We start from the raw sequence: 14,440 nt of genomic DNA, 5'->3' as shown, positions 1-14,440 counted from the left end.
TCAGCGGGCCTCTTTGTTGGTCGGGGCGGACTGCAGCGGCCAACCGCCGCCGAGCGCCTTGTAGCTTTGAACCGCGCGGCGCAGGGCCTGGACCTCTGCGGCGGTCTTCTGGGTGCGCACGGCGCGCCAGGATTGCTCGTTGTTGAGCGTGGTCTGAAGGTCGTTGAAGCCGGCGACATAGCCGCGCTGAGCCGCCTCGTAGGCGCGGCGGGCGCGGGCCTCGCCGTCCTGCAGGGTGGCGACGCGACGGCGGTCGGCGGCCAGGCGGACCAAGGTGTTCTCGGCCTCGCCGAAGGCGGTCTGCACTGCCTTCTCATAGGCGATCGCGGCCTGCTCGGCCCGGGCGTCCTGCGCCTTCATCTCCGAAAGCAGGCGCGGGATGTCGAGCACCGGGACCGTGACCGCCCCTCCGAGGGTCCAGCTCTGGATGGTCGAGGAAAAGCCCGGTCGCTCGCTCTTCTGGATGCCGATGCCGGGCGTGAAATCCACGGTCGGGAAGAAGGCGAGCTTGGCGTAGTCCAGCCGTCCGAGCGCCGAGCCAAGCATGGCTTCCGCCCGGCGCACGTCCGGCCGGCGGGCCAGCAGGTCGCCAGGCAGGGTCGCGGGCGCCTGCGGGATCACGCCGACCTGGGCGTCCACCGGCAGGTTGGCGGTCGGCTCGATGGCCCGCCCGACCAGGATCAGCAGGTCTCGGCGCTGGGCCTGCAGGTCGGCTTCCAGCCCGGCGACCTGGCTCTGGGCCTGGGCCAGTTCGCCCGCCACCCGATCAGCGTCGGCCGTGGAGCCGAGACCCCGCTCGGCCCGGATGCGCGCGATGCGATAGAGCTCGGCCTGGATACGCTCGGTCGCCCGGGCGTCGTCGAGCTGGATCGCCAGGCCGCGGGCCGTGAAGTAGCTGTCGGCGACATTGGCCGCGAGGCTGGCGCGCGCGGCCTCGTAGTCCAGGCGGGCGGCGGCCATTTCGGCGTTGGCGGCGCGACGCGTGGCCCACAGGCGGCCGAAGAGATCGACCTCCCAGCTCACATCGAAGTTCGCGCTGAGATTCTCTTGAGCTCCAGAGGTGGAAAGGCCCGGAATGCTGATTTCCGTGCCGCCGACGACGTCGTTCTCAGTCTTGCTCGCCGAGCCGCGGATATTGCCCTGGGGCAGGAAGGCCGTCAGGGCGCCGGCCCTGGTCGCGCGGGCCTCGCGCAGCTTGGCGACCGCGGTGCGCGCGTCCGGGCTCGCAGCCAGCGCGTGATCGATCAGGGCCGTAAGCTGCGGGTCGCCGAAGGCCGTCCACCAGGCGGCGAGATCCACCGCGTCCTGCGTCGTCGCTTCGGCCGGAGCCTCGTAGGCGGCGGGCAGGCGCGTATCGACGTCACGCGACGACGCGCAGCCCGCAAGCACCAGACATGACAGGCCGACCCAGCCAGCGGCCGCACGGAAACAAGGAGGCATAAGTCTTTTCATTTCTGGCGTTTCGCGACCTGCCCCCACGACCGGACCAAGCTTCGCAAAACGCGCGAGATCGGCGTTTCGTTCTTAGTCTCGGTTGCATGACAGGTCGATTGCACAACGGAGATATTCCACAGCCGAGCTCGCCTCTGTGGCGAGATGGTCGCAGGGCACTGGCTAAAGCGTGGCCCTGGCCCTAGTTTCACGCGTAATCCGCACCCTTTTGGAACGAATATGAAAAAATTCCTTCTCGCCGGCGCCGCGATTTGCGCGGTTTTTTCCTCCCCCGCACTCGCCGGTGACATCTCACCCGCCAAGATTGCGGAGCATGTGAAGGTGCTTTCCGACGATTCCTTCGAGGGCCGAGCGCCCGCCACCGAAGGCGAGAAGAAGACCGTCGCCTACATCGCTGAGCAGTATAAGGCCGCCGGCCTGCAGCCGGGCGGCGACCTGGTGAACGGCCAGCGCGCCTGGACCCAGGACGTGCCGCTGGCCCGCTTCGAGAACAAGGGCCCGCTGGCCATCAGCGCCACGTTCGGCGGCAAGACCGAGAGCTGGTCGCAGGGCGAGGAAGTGGCGCTGCGCGCCGCCCAGACCGGCGTGACGCACGTCAGCATCAAGGACGCTCCGATCGTCTTCGTCGGCTACGGCGTGACCGCTCCCGAGCGCAACTGGGACGACTTCAAGGGTGTGGACCTGAAGGGCAAGGTCGCGCTGGTCCTGGTCAACGATCCGGATTTCGAAACCGGCCGGGGCGATTTCGGCGGCAAGGCCATGACCTATTACGGCCGCTGGACCTACAAGTACGAGGAAGCAGCCCGTCACCAGGGCGCGATCGGCTTCCTGGTGATCCACGAGACGGCGCCGGCCGCCTACGGCTGGGCCACGGTGAAGAACTCCAACACCGCTCCGGTCTTCGACATCATCCGGGACAACCCGAGCGAGGCGCACGCCCTGCTGGAAGGCTGGATCCAGCGCGACAAGACGGTCGAGCTGTTCAAGGCGTCCGGCCTGGACTTCGAGGCCCTGAAGAAGCAAGCCCAGACCCGCGCCTTCAAGCCGGTCGAACTGAAGGGCGCGACCTTCTCGGCCGATTTCGCGGTGGACGCCCAGAAGATCGTGTCCAAGAACGTGGTCGGCATTGTCCCAGGCGCCAAGCGTCCGAACGAGACGATCATCTACTCCTCGCACTGGGACCACCTTGGCGTGGGCCTGCCCGACGCCAAGGGCGACCGCATCTATAATGGCGCAGTCGACAACGCCGACGGCATCGCCACGATGATCGAGATCGGCCGCAGCTTCGCCAAGGGCCCGAAGCCGGAGCGTTCGGTGGTCTTCCTGGCGGTGACGGCCGAGGAGAAGGGTCTGCTGGGCTCGGAATACTACGCGGCCAACCCGCTCTATCCGCTGGCCACCACCGTGGCGGACATCAACATGGACGCCCTGTCGCCCAGCGGTCCGGCCAAGGACTTCACCAGCTCGGGCGACGCCGCCTCGACTCTGCAGGACGCCCTGGTCGCCGTCGGCAAGGCTCAGGGCCGCAGCTATTCGCCCGATCCGCGCCCCGAGGCCGGCTCGTTCTTCCGCTCCGATCACTTCCCGTTCGCCAAGCGCGGCGTGCCGGCTATCTCGTTCGGCTCCGGCCGCGACCTGGTCAACGGCGGCACGGCGGCGGGCGACGCCTTCTCGAAGACCTATACGGCCGACCGCTACCACCAGCCGGCCGACCAGTTCGACGCGACCTGGAATCTCGATGGCATCGCCCAGGACGGCCAACTGATGCTCGACCTGGGACGCCAGCTCGCCAATTCGGCCACCTGGCCGGAATGGAAGGAAGGTTCGGAGTTCAAGCAGACCCGCGACGCGACCGCGGCCGAGCGGAAATAATCGCAGCGAGGAAACGAGATGGCGCCCAGGCGCCATCTCACCCCGCGCCGAGCCTGCTATAGGTCCGTGAAGCGATGGGGGATGCGACGTGACGATCACTGAGCCTGCAAACAGCGCGTCCTGTCCGGTCTGCGGCGGCGGCTTCGCGCGGTTGCGGCGCGCCTGGCTGTCCCGCTGCGGCGGATGTGGGGTGCTGCGATCCGACCTGGAAATCCAGATCCCGGAACGCCCGACCGAGGCCGCTCTCGACGAAGAGCTGCGGGCGGCCGGCCTCGAGGGCACGCGGACAATCAACAATGAGCGGCTACTGGACGCGGTCCGCGGCCTGGCCCCCGCAGGCGCCCGGCTGCTGGATGTCGGCAGCGGGCCAGGGTTTCTGCTCAGCGACGCCGCCGCTCTGGGCTTCGCGGCCGAGGGCGTCGAGCCGGACGCCAACACCGTCGGGGCCGCCCGCGCGCGGGGCGCATCCGTCAGGCATGGGTACTTTCCGGCGGCGCTCGGCGAAGGCGAGCAGTTCGACGTGATCGTGTTCAACGACGTGCTGGAGCACATCCCCGACCTCGCCGGGGCCTTCGCCGCCTGCGCAGCCCATCTCAAGCCCGGCGGCGTCCTGTGCCTGAACTGTCCGGACCGCAGGGGCTTTTTCTACCGGACCGCCGTGATCCTCGACCGGCTCGGGATCGGCGGCCCCTTGGACCGTCTGTGGCAGAAGGACCTGCCTTCGCCGCACATCTGGTACTTCACCCCGGACAATCTCGCCCAGGCGGCCGCGCGCCACGGCTTCGCGCCCGTCCGGCAGGTCCGGCTCGAGACACTGGAACTGCGCGGTCTCTGGTCCCGCATCCGCTATGTGAAGGACCAGCCGCTTCTGATGTCACTGGCCGCCTTCGCCTTCTCCGTCGCCACCTATCCTCTTGCGAAGATCCTGCCCAGCGATGCGGTGGCGTGCCTGTTCAGGAAGAGCTAGGCGCCGGCCGCTGACTGGGCGAACCTCCCGCGCGGAAGCAGGCCCTGACGAGGAGCGACGAGGTGGCGGGAGCAGGTCAAATCCGGGCGGGCATCGGCGGCTGGACCTTCGAGCCGTGGCGAGGCGTCTTCTATCCGACCGGCCTCAAGCAGGCCGACGAACTGGCCTATGCCAGCCGCCATCTCACCGCGATCGAGATCAACTCCACCTACTATTCGAGCCAGAAGCCGCAGACCTTCGCCAAGTGGGCGGCGGCCACGCCCGAAGACTTCGTCTTTTCGGTGAAGGCCTCGCGGTTCTGCACGAACCGCCGGGTGCTGGCCGAGGCGGGGGAGTCGGTGGAGAAATTCCTGAACCAGGGAATCGCCGAACTGGGCGACCGGCTCGGCCCCATCCTCTGGCAGTTCATGGGCACGAAGAAGTTCGACCCGGACGACTTCGGCGCGTTCCTCGAACTGTTGCCCAAGAAACTGGATGGCCTGCCGCTGCGTCACGTGGTCGAGGTGCGGCACGACAGCTTTTCGACGCCCGCCTTCGTGAAGATGTGCCGCGACCGGGACGTCGCCATCTGCCTGGCCGACCACGCCACCTATCCGCTGATCGCCGACATCACCGCCGACTTCATCTACGCCCGGCTGATGACCGGCTCCGATGACATCGAGACCGCCTACGCGCCGAACGACCTCGACCTCTGGGCCGAGCGCTTCGCAAGCTATGCGGACGGCAAGGTTCCAGGCGACCTCGCTCCGGTGGACCGCACCGGACCGCCCGAGGGTCCGCGCGACACCTTCGTCTTCTTCATCCACGAGGGAAAGGTCCGCGCCCCGGCCGCAGCCCAGGCCTTCCTGGCCCGCGTCGACAAGTAATCGCACAAAGCAAAACGCCCCCGGAGGACCGGGGGCGTGATGCGCAACAAATATCGAAACTGTGGCTCAGGCGCCGCCGGGGAAGCGCATCGGCACCTTCACCGTGCCGGTCTTCGAACCCATGGGCAGAGCGTCGGCGACGCAGAGCGCGGCCTTGTCGAAGCCCTTGCCCGCCTTGCTGTCTTCCAGGACCTTGCAGCCCGAGAGCTTGCCGGCGGCGGCGTTGCATTCCAGCATCACCACGGCCGCTTCGCGGGTGTTGGCGTGCTTCACCAGGCACTTGGCCATGCTTTCTTGGAAATCGGCCGCGGCGGCCGAGCCGGCGAACGCCAGGCAGAGAGCGACCCCGCCCCCGATCTTGATGAGATTTTTCATCGCCCCACTCCTTTCTAGATAACGAGAGCAGGCTCCATATCCGCCATCCAGGTTAAAAGAATCTGAGATTTACGCGTGTATCGTGGTTAATCTCAAATAACCAACAGCGGCACCTCGGAACTGTCTTTATATCTATTATGCGAACCCGACCCTAGAAATTCCGCGATTTCAGTGACGATTGGTTAGCAACCTCCCGGCATGATGCGCCAATGGCTATCCGTAGTCGGGGGAAATTATAGTGAAGCGCTTTCGGCTTGTTGATTTGCCGCTGATCGCGAAGATCGGCTTCGCACCTGCGTTCGCACTGGTGATGCTGGCCTTGACGGCCGGCGGCGCCGTGATGATCCAACGCGGCCAGGCCCAGGACCTGAAGCAGGTCGCTGAGGTCGACATGCCCAACAGCCTGCGCCTGCAGAAGGTGTCCGAACGGATCACCGCCGTGCACGGCCAGCTCTACTTCCTGCTGACCCACCAGGCCGCCTCGATCGACACCGACAAGATCGAGGGCGAGAGCCAGGCCATGCTGGCCGAGGTGGACGCCATCACCAAGGAAGTGCAGGCTATCGCCGCCAAGGCGCCCCCCTCGCAGAAGAAGACCTTCGACGAGTTGACCAAGGCCCTGAAGCAGACCCGCGACGCGCTGGACGTGATCGCGGCGATGATCACCACCGACTTCGGCACCGCCGCCGGCTTCGCTGCTCCCTTCGAGGAGGAGTACACGAAGATGAGCGGCACCCTGAACAAGATCGTCGAAGCCAATCGCGCGGTCACCGACGCCAACGCCGCGGCGAGCGAACAGCGCTCCACCACCGCCCAGATGGTGCAGGCCGTGGCGGCGCTGGCGACCCTGCTGATCGCCGGCCTGCTGGCCTGGGCGTTGACCACCATGCTGCGCAAGGACGTCAAGCGGATCGCGAACGCCACCGAGGCCCTGGCCCGCGGCGACAACGGCATCGACCTGGACGCCCTGGCGCGCAAGGACGAGCTGGGCGCGATCGTCTCCTCCCTGACGGTCTTCCGCGACAACCAACTGCACCTGGAAAAGCTGCGGGTCGAGCACGAGCAGGCCGAGGCCGCCGCCGAAGCCACCCGTCGCCAGAACGCCGAAGCTGCGGCCGCCATCGCCGAGGAACAGGCGATGGTCGTCAACTCGCTGGCCCAGGCGCTGGACAGCCTGGCTGGCGGCGACCTGACCTTCCGCCTGTCGGCCGAATTCCCGGGCGACTACCGCAAGCTTCGCGACGACTTCAACGCCGCTTCGGCCAAGCTGGAAGAAGCCATGAGCGCCATCGCCGGCGCCACCGCCTCGATCCAGTCGGGCGCGGGCGAGATCAGCACCTCGGCCGACGACCTCTCGCGCCGCACCGAGCACCAGGCCGCGACTCTCGAAGAAACCGCCGCGGCGCTGGATGAGATCACCGCCACCGTACAGAAGACTTCGGACGGCGCCAGCCATGGCCGCGAGGCCGTCGCCTCGGCCAAGTCCGACGCCGAGGAAGGCGGCGTGGTCGTGAACCGCGCCATCGAGGCCATGGGCCAGATCGAGCATTCCGCCAAGCAGATCAGCCAGATCATCGGCGTGATCGACGAGATCGCCTTCCAGACCAACCTGCTGGCCCTGAACGCCGGGGTCGAGGCGGCTCGCGCCGGGGACGCCGGCAAGGGCTTCGCGGTCGTCGCCTCCGAAGTGCGGGCCCTGGCCCAGCGTTCGGCGGAAGCGGCCAAGGAGATCAAGACGCTGATCTCGGCCTCCTCGGCCCAGGTCAGCGAAGGCGTCAACCTGGTCGGGGAAACCGGCAAGGCGCTGGAGCGCATCGTGCGCCAGGTCGCCGAGATCTCGAACGTGGTCGGCGAGATCGCCGCCAGCGCCAAGGAAGAGGCCCTCGGCCTCGGTCAGGTGAACACCGCGGTCAACCAGATGGACCAGGTCACCCAGCAGAACGCCGCGATGGTCGAGGAATCGACCGCCGCCAGCCGCGTCCTGGCCGACGAGGCTCAGGAACTGGCCCGCCTGGTGGCCCGCTTCAAGGTCAGCAACGGCGGCGTCCAGCTCGCCACCCGCACGGTGACGCAGGTCCAGCCGCGGCCCACCGCAGCCCCGCGCCCCATGACCCGCGGCGCCACGGCCCTGGCCGCCGCGCCCCATGCCGACGAGGAAAGCTGGGAAGAGTTCTAGAACGGCAAGACACGCCCGGACGGAAAGGGGTCGCCGGAAGGCGCCCCCTTTTTTCGTCGCGCAAGGTTCATCTCCGCAATTGGCTTCGGCTCGGCGGCGGTTCTAGTATGACGGTCGTCACCTTTTGCGAGCCCCGCCACGAGCATGTCCGAAGCCGCCGTCCTTCCTCCCGGCAAGCGCGAACTCACCAAGGTCGCCAATCGCCAGGCCATACTGGACGCGGCGCGGGAAGTGTTCGGGGAGCTGGGTTACGAGACCGCGACGGTGCGCGACATCATCCGCCGCACCGGCCTCGCGGCGGGCACCTTCTACAACTACTTCAAATCGAAGGACGAGGTCTATGTGGCCCTGGCCAGCGAGGGCGCGCGGCAGTTCGCGCCGCTGCTGAAAGCCCAGCGCGCCCAGTCCGCCGACTGGGAGGAGTTCGTCCGTGCGGCGATCGAGGCCTACTACCTCTTCCTGGCCGACGCCCATAAGTCCTGGCTGAGCCAGCGGCCGCCCGGCGAGATCCAGCCCCATGTGCACGGCGAGACGCCGGAGATGGCCGCCGTCTTCAATGAGGTCCGCGAGGCCATCGTCGAGGAGATCGCCCGCGGGGGCGCACCCGCCGCCGACCCCGACTACGTGGCCGCCGCCTGCATCGCCATCGCCCGGGACGTCGGAGAAAAGATGCTCGCGCGCCGACCCATCGACGTGCGCGGCGCCACGGATTTCGCCGTCGCGATGATCCAGGGCGGCCTGAAGGCCTTGCCCCAGGCCGAGGCCTAAGGCGTCTTGTCCCAGGTCCGCCGCGTTCTGGCCAAGACGCTGCTGTCCCTGCCCGCGCCTCTGCTTCGCCTGATGTCCGGCGGTGTCGCCGTCTACAAGGGCGGCCGCACGCTCGACCCACGCTTCCAGTTCATGGCCGCCCAGGCCGGCCGGCTGCCGGCGATGAGCGCCATGAGCCCGGAGGAGGCCCGCCGCACGAGCGCGGAAGGGTCTCTGATCTACGGCGGCCGGCTCGAGCCCGGGGTTTCGGTGGAGAACCTCGTCCTGCCCACCGATGGCGGGAACGTACCGGCCCGCACCTACCGGTCGGACCGCGCCGACCCCGCCATGCCGGTCATCGTCTTCGCCCACTTCGGCGGCGGGGTGATCGGCGACCTGGACACCAGCCACGCCTTCTGCAGCATCCTGGCCAGGGTCGCCTGCGCCAGCGTCGTCTCGATCGGCTACCGGCTGGCGCCCGAGCATCGGTTTCCCGTCGGGCTGGAGGACGTGCTGGCCGCCTATCGCCATGTGCGCGACAACGCCGCGCGCTTCGGCGGCGTCGAAGGCCGGGCGATGATCGCGGGCGATTCCATGGGCGGCAATTTCGCCGCGGTGATCTGCCAGGAGCTGCGGCGCGCCGGCGAGGCTCAGCCCGACCTGCAACTGCTCATCTATCCTTGCGTGGACGTCGCCAGCGAGACGCCGTCCATGACCACCTACGCCGAGACCTTCCCCCTCTCCCGCACCATGATGCAATGGTTCGTCGGCCACTATATCGGGCACGAGGACGACCCCGCCGATCCGCGCCTGTCTCCGGTGCGCGAGCCCGACCTTTCCGGCCTGGCGCCGGCGGTGGTGGTCACGGCGGGGTTCGACCCGCTGGTGGACCAGGGAGAGGCCTACGCCAAGCGCCTGCGGGCCGCGGGCGTAGCTGTCATCTATCGTTGCTATGACAGCCTGGCGCACGGATTCACCGCCTTCACCGGCGTCGTGCCTGCGGCTGACATCGCCTGTCGTGAAATCGCGGGCCTGGTCCGCGAAGGCTTGGAGGGACGTCTTGCGCGCACTGCTGGTTGAGGAACTCGCCCCGGACTATGGCGGCTGCGTTCTCAAGGAGATCGAGACGCCGCAGCCCCGCCCCGGCGAGGTGCAGATCAAGGTGCGCGCGGCGGCGGTGAACTTTCCCGACCTGCTGCAGACCCGCGGCGAGTACCAGCACAAGCCCGCCCTGCCCTTCATCCCCGGCCTGGAGATCGCCGGCGAGGTCAGCGCTTTGGGCGAGGGCGTGGACAAGTTCCAGATCGGCGACCCGGTGGTCGGCGGCGCGCGGATCGGCGGCTTCGCCGAATATGCGGTGACGCCCGCCGCGGGCCTGCGCAGGAAGCCCGACAGCCTGTCGTTCAGCCAGGCGGCGGGCTACTCCACCGCCTACCTGACGGCCTATGTGTCGCTGGTGCGCAGGGCGGCCGTTGAGCCGGGCGAATGGGTGCTGGTGCATGGCGCGGCCGGCGGCGTCGGCCTGGCGGCCGTGGACCTCGCCAAACACCTCGGCTGCAAGGTGATCGCGGCCTCGGCCTCGGACGAGAAGCTGGCGGTGATCGAGGCCGAGTATCGGCCCGACGCGGTGGTGAACGTCACCGGCGGCTTCCGCGAGAAGGTCAAGGAGATCACCGGGGGCCGCGGCGCGGACGTGATCTACGATCCGGTCGGCGGCGACGTCTTCGACGAGAGCATCCGCTGCATCGCCTTCAACGGCCGCATCCTGTCGATCGGCTTCACCTCCGGCCGCCAGCCGGTGCTGCCGGTCAACATCGCCCTGATCAAGGGCTTCTCGGTCATGGGCGTGCGGGCCGGCGAGTACGGCCGCCAGTTCCCCGAGAAGGGCCGCGAGAACAGCGCCGCGGTCTGGGCCATGGCCGACCAGATGAAGCCCCGGGTCTATCGGGAGTACGCGCTGGCCGACTGGCGCGGCGCCTTCGATTCCCTCGCCGACCGCAAGGTGATCGGCAAGACCATCGTCCGACCGGACCTCTGACCTATATTAGAAGCCATGACCATTGAGCACGAAGACGAACTCGAAGGGCTGAAGGCGGCGGGCCGGCTTGTGGCCCGCACCCTGGAGGCCATGGGCAAGGCGCTGGAGCCGGGCATCACCACCCGCGAGCTCGACCAGCTCGGCCGCAAGCTGCTGGAACTGGAAGGCGCCCGCTCGGCGCCGGAGCTGACCTACAACTTCCCTGGCGCGACCTGCATCTCGGTCGGGCCCGACTGCGCCCACGGCATTCCCGACGATCGCCCGGTCGAGGCCGGCGCCCTGATCAACATCGACGTCTCGGCCGAGCTGAACGGCTTCTTCGGCGACACCGGGGCGAGCTTCGCCGTTCCGCCGGTGAAGCCCCAGATCGAGCGCCTGTGCCGCGACGGGCGGCGGGCCATGTGGGCCGGCATCCGCGCTGTGCGCCCGGGCGGCAAGCTCAACGAGGTCGGCAAGGCCATCCAGACCTTCGCCGACAAGAACGGCTATTCCCTGGTCACCAACCTCGCCAGCCACGGAGTCGGGCGGTCCCTGCACGACGATCCCGGCGAGATTCCGACCTGGTGGGAGCCGGGCGACCGTCGGCGGATTCACGAGGGGCTGGTGTTCACCATCGAGCCTTTCCTGTCGCTCGGCGCCGACTGGGTCGAGGAGGGCGACGACGGTTGGACCCTGACCCCGCCGGGCCACGAACCGACCGTGCAATACGAACACACCCTGGTCGCGACCCGCCGCGGACCGGTAATCCTCACCTTGGCGGCCTGAATCTGCGGGGCGACGCCTGAATCTGCGGGGAGATGGTTGACTCCTCTCCCTGCACCCCTTAGGAACCGCCGCTCAATTTTCGACCCGGAGCTAATCTCGTGAAGCGGACTTTCCAACCGTCCCGACTGGTGCGTGCACGCCGTCACGGTTTCCGCGCGCGCATGGCGACCAAGAACGGCGCCAAGATCGTGGCCCGCCGTCGCGCCAAGGGCCGCAAGCGCCTGACCGCCTAAGACGTCCTCTGACGTCTGAAGGCGATGGTGTCGGCGTGACCGGCGCCCCCCCAGTCATCGAGCGCCTCAAGAGGCGCTCGGAATTCCTCGCCGCCGCGCGGGCGCCTTCGTGCGCCAAGGGCGCGGTGGTGGTGCAGGCCCGTGACAGGGCCGACGACTCCCCCCTTATCCGCGTAGGTTTCACCGCCACCCGCAAGATCGGGGGGGCGGTCGTGCGCAATCGCGCCAAGCGCCGGCTGCGAGCCGCCGCCCAGGCCCTTTTGCCGCAGCTTGGCCGCCCCGGTCATGACTATGTATTGATCGCTCGCAACGGCACGCCGACCCGCGCGTGGCCCCGTTTGCTTGACGATGTGAAAACCGCACTGATAAGCCTCGCGGCCGAAAGCGACAGCCCGTCCCGCGCCTCGCAGCGCGCCCCTTCTCCCTCCGCCTGAGCGCGCGTTCCCATGCAAGACAACAACAGCCGCAACACGATCATCTTTGTGGTCAGCGCGGTCCTGATCCTGATCGTCTACCAGTTCCTGGTGCTCGAGCCCGCCTCGAAGAAGCGCAACGCCGAACTGGCCCGCCAGAAGGCCGCCGCGGCCGAGGCCCAGGGCGCGGCCCCCAAGGGCGCCGTGGCCCCGGGATCGCGGCCCGGGACGGTCGTGATCTCGCGTCAGGAAGCGGCGGCGGCCAGCGCCCGCGCGCCGATCTCCACGCCCTCGCTCTCGGGCTCGATCTCGTTGCGCGGCGCGCGCATCGATGACCTGTTCCTCAAGAACTACCGCACCACCGTCGACCGCAACTCGCCGCCGGTGGAGCTGCTGCGCCCCGAAGGCGCCCAATACGCCTATTTCGCCGAAATGGGCTGGACCGGCGCCAACCTGTCCGGCCTGCCCAACGCCGACACCGTCTGGCAGGTGGTCGAAGGCTCCACCCTGGCGCCCGGCAAGCCGCTCGTCCTGCGCGCCGCCAACGGCCAGGGCCTGACCTTCACCCGCAAGATCGAGGTCGACGAGCGCTACATGTTCACCGTGACCGACACGGTCGCGAACCTCGGCGCCGCCTCCGTCACCCTGGCCCCCTACGCCTCGGTGCAGCGCCAGGGCATCCCCGGCGACCTGGGCCGCAACCAGATCGTCCACGAGGGCGCCATCGGCTGGCTCGACGGCGAGCTGCGCCAGGTGAAGTACTCCAAGTGGCGCAAGGAAGGCGGCCCAAGCCTGACCTCGGTCGGCGGCTGGACCGGCATCACCGACAAGTACTGGCTGGCCGCCCTGATCCCGGGCCAGAAGGAACAGATCCAGACCCAGTATCGCGTCACCCGCTCGGGCTCGACCGACATCTTCGAGGCCAACTATGTCGGCCCGGCCCGCGTGATCCCGGCCGGCCGCCAGATCACCGAAACCACCCGCCTGTTCGCCGGCGCCAAGACCGCGCCGCTGCTGAAGGAATACCAGGACAAGCTCGGCGTGCCGCACCTCGACATGGCCGTGGACTGGGGGAACTTCTGGTTCATCACCCGCCCGATGTTCGCCTTCCTGGACTTCATCTTCCGTCAGGTCGGCAACTTCGGCATCGCCATCCTGCTGCTGACGGTGGCGGTGAAGCTGATCTTCTTCCCCTTGGCCAACAAGAGCTACGAGTCGCTCACCAAGATGAAGAAGATCCAGCCGCAGGTCGAAGCCCTGCGCGCCAAGTTCAAGGAGGACCCGGCCAAGCAGCAACAGGAGATGATGGCGCTCTATCAGCGTGAGAAGATCAATCCGCTGACGGGCTGCCTTCCGATGCTGGTGCAGATCCCGGTCTTCTACGGCCTCTACAAGGTGCTGACCGTCACCATCGAAATGCGCCATGCGCCGTTCTTCGGCTGGATCCAGGACCTGTCGTCCAAGGACCCGCTGACCATCTGGAACCTGTTCGGCCTGCTGCCCTACAACCCGGCCACCGTGCCGGTGATCGGGTCGATCCTGAACTCCGACCTCCTGCACCTCGGCCCGCTGGCCCTGCTCTACGGCGTGACCATGTTCCTTTCGACGGCCATGAACCCGCCGCAGCCCGACCCGGTGCAGCAGAAGATCTTCCAGTTCATGCCAGTGATATTCACCTTCATCATGGCCCCGTTCGCGGTCGGCCTGCTGATCTACTGGAGCTGGTCGAACATCCTGACCATCCTGCAGCAGTACGTCATCATGCGGCGCTTCAAGGTCGACAACCCGATCGACCAGATCATCGCCAAGCTGACCGGCAAGGCGAAGGAAGTCGGGTGAGCCAGGATCCGCTCTTCAGCGAGGACGAACTCGAGGCCGGCCGCGTGCTATTCGCGCGCGAGGCCAGGTTCCTCATGGGGGCGGTCTCGGTCGACGGCCTGCCTGCGCCGGACCTTCCGGAGGTGGCCTTCGCCGGCCGCTCGAACGTGGGCAAGTCGTCGTTGATCAACGCCCTGGTCGGGCACAAGCACCTGGCCCGCGCCTCCAACGAGCCGGGCCGCACGCGGGAGCTGAACTTCTTCGTCCTGGACGACAAGCTGAGGCTGGTGGACCTGCCGGGCTATGGCTGGGCCAAGGCCTCCAAGGTCGAGGTGAAGCGCTTCCAGAACCTGGGCCGCGATTTCCTGCGCGGGCGGGCCAACCTCAAGCGCGCCTATCTGCTGATCGACGCCCGCCACGGCCTGAAGGCGGTGGACGAGGAGCCCATGGCCGCCTTCGACAAGGCCGCGGTCTCCTACCAGATCATCCTCACCAAGGCCGACAAGTTGAAGCCGTCCGAGGTCGAGGCGGTGCAGCGCCGGACCGAGGCGGCGATCGCCAAGCGACCGGCCGCCTTCCCCCGCGTGCTGGCCACCTCGTCCGAAAAGGGCCTTGGCCTGCCGGAGCTGCGCGCCGAAATCATGCAGGCCTGCGAAGTCACGCCCTAGGGGCGGGAGGCGCCGAATAGGCGACCTGGCCGGCCGAACCAGCGTCGCTG

14 protein-coding genes are annotated in these 14,440 nt (G+C 68.0%); 12 read left to right on the top strand and 2 right to left on the bottom strand.

Features of this window, described 5'->3' with window-relative positions; genetic code table 11:
• Window positions 1-1,440 carry a TolC family protein gene (locus ABID41_RS10765; RefSeq protein WP_354297587.1) on the bottom strand — a complete coding sequence of 480 codons (1,440 nt, stop codon included), beginning with the start codon at window positions 1,438-1,440 and terminating at the stop codon, window positions 1-3.
• Between the two features lie 231 nt (window positions 1,441-1,671).
• Here ABID41_RS10765 and ABID41_RS10760 point away from each other — a divergent pair, with 231 nt between their 5' ends.
• From ABID41_RS10760 to ABID41_RS10750, 3 genes are all read left to right on the top strand, one after another.
• Window positions 1,672-3,324 (top strand): M28 family metallopeptidase, encoded by a 1,653-nt coding sequence (locus ABID41_RS10760; RefSeq protein WP_354297586.1) that lies wholly within the window; start codon window positions 1,672-1,674, stop codon window positions 3,322-3,324.
• Window positions 3,325-3,412: 88 nt separating this feature from the next.
• Window positions 3,413-4,291: a class I SAM-dependent methyltransferase gene (locus tag ABID41_RS10755; RefSeq protein ID WP_354297585.1), complete on the top strand. Its 879-nt coding sequence runs from the start codon at window positions 3,413-3,415 to the stop codon at window positions 4,289-4,291.
• 62 nt (window positions 4,292-4,353) lie between these two features.
• Window positions 4,354-5,157, top strand: coding sequence for a DUF72 domain-containing protein (locus ABID41_RS10750; RefSeq protein ID WP_354297584.1), 804 nt, complete (start codon window positions 4,354-4,356; stop codon window positions 5,155-5,157).
• 66 nt (window positions 5,158-5,223) lie between these two features.
• Here the strand turns inward: ABID41_RS10750 and ABID41_RS10745 are convergent, their stop codons facing one another.
• Window positions 5,224-5,532 (bottom strand): hypothetical protein, encoded by a 309-nt coding sequence (locus tag ABID41_RS10745; protein WP_331930882.1) that lies wholly within the window; start codon window positions 5,530-5,532, stop codon window positions 5,224-5,226.
• 238 nt (window positions 5,533-5,770) lie between these two features.
• Here ABID41_RS10745 and ABID41_RS10740 point away from each other — a divergent pair, with 238 nt between their 5' ends.
• The 9 genes from ABID41_RS10740 to yihA all read left to right on the top strand — a co-directional run bounded on the left by ABID41_RS10740 (window position 5,771) and on the right by yihA (window position 14,390).
• Window positions 5,771-7,708 (top strand): methyl-accepting chemotaxis protein, encoded by a 1,938-nt coding sequence (locus ABID41_RS10740; RefSeq protein ID WP_354297583.1) that lies wholly within the window; start codon window positions 5,771-5,773, stop codon window positions 7,706-7,708.
• A gap of 144 nt (window positions 7,709-7,852) precedes the next feature.
• On the top strand, window positions 7,853-8,476 hold the full coding sequence (locus tag ABID41_RS10735; protein WP_331929536.1) for a TetR/AcrR family transcriptional regulator: 624 nt from the start codon (window positions 7,853-7,855) through the stop codon (window positions 8,474-8,476).
• Between the two features lie 6 nt (window positions 8,477-8,482).
• Window positions 8,483-9,535 (top strand): alpha/beta hydrolase, encoded by a 1,053-nt coding sequence (locus ABID41_RS10730; protein WP_354297582.1) that lies wholly within the window; start codon window positions 8,483-8,485, stop codon window positions 9,533-9,535.
• Window positions 9,516-10,493 carry an NADPH:quinone oxidoreductase family protein gene (locus tag ABID41_RS10725; protein WP_354297581.1) on the top strand — a complete coding sequence of 326 codons (978 nt, stop codon included), beginning with the start codon at window positions 9,516-9,518 and terminating at the stop codon, window positions 10,491-10,493. The genes ABID41_RS10730 and ABID41_RS10725 overlap by 20 nt, the downstream gene beginning before the upstream one ends.
• A gap of 15 nt (window positions 10,494-10,508) precedes the next feature.
• Window positions 10,509-11,258 (top strand): type I methionyl aminopeptidase, encoded by a 750-nt coding sequence (gene map / locus ABID41_RS10720; protein WP_354297580.1) that lies wholly within the window; start codon window positions 10,509-10,511, stop codon window positions 11,256-11,258.
• 98 nt (window positions 11,259-11,356) lie between these two features.
• Window positions 11,357-11,491, top strand: coding sequence for a 50S ribosomal protein L34 (rpmH, locus tag ABID41_RS10715; RefSeq protein ID WP_056017364.1), 135 nt, complete (start codon window positions 11,357-11,359; stop codon window positions 11,489-11,491).
• 35 nt (window positions 11,492-11,526) lie between these two features.
• Window positions 11,527-11,925 (top strand): ribonuclease P protein component, encoded by a 399-nt coding sequence (gene rnpA / locus ABID41_RS10710; RefSeq protein WP_331929521.1) that lies wholly within the window; start codon window positions 11,527-11,529, stop codon window positions 11,923-11,925.
• 12 nt (window positions 11,926-11,937) lie between these two features.
• Window positions 11,938-13,743: a membrane protein insertase YidC gene (gene yidC / locus ABID41_RS10705; protein WP_354297579.1), complete on the top strand. Its 1,806-nt coding sequence runs from the start codon at window positions 11,938-11,940 to the stop codon at window positions 13,741-13,743.
• Window positions 13,740-14,390: a ribosome biogenesis GTP-binding protein YihA/YsxC gene (yihA, locus tag ABID41_RS10700; protein WP_331928185.1), complete on the top strand. Its 651-nt coding sequence runs from the start codon at window positions 13,740-13,742 to the stop codon at window positions 14,388-14,390. Before yidC ends, yihA begins: the two co-directional genes overlap by 4 nt.
• Window positions 14,391-14,440 lie beyond the last annotated feature (50 nt).

The organism is Phenylobacterium koreense, assembly GCF_040545335.1.
GTDB lineage: Bacteria > Pseudomonadota > Alphaproteobacteria > Caulobacterales > Caulobacteraceae > Phenylobacterium > Phenylobacterium koreense.
This window is presented reverse-complemented; position numbering and strand designations above follow the sequence as displayed.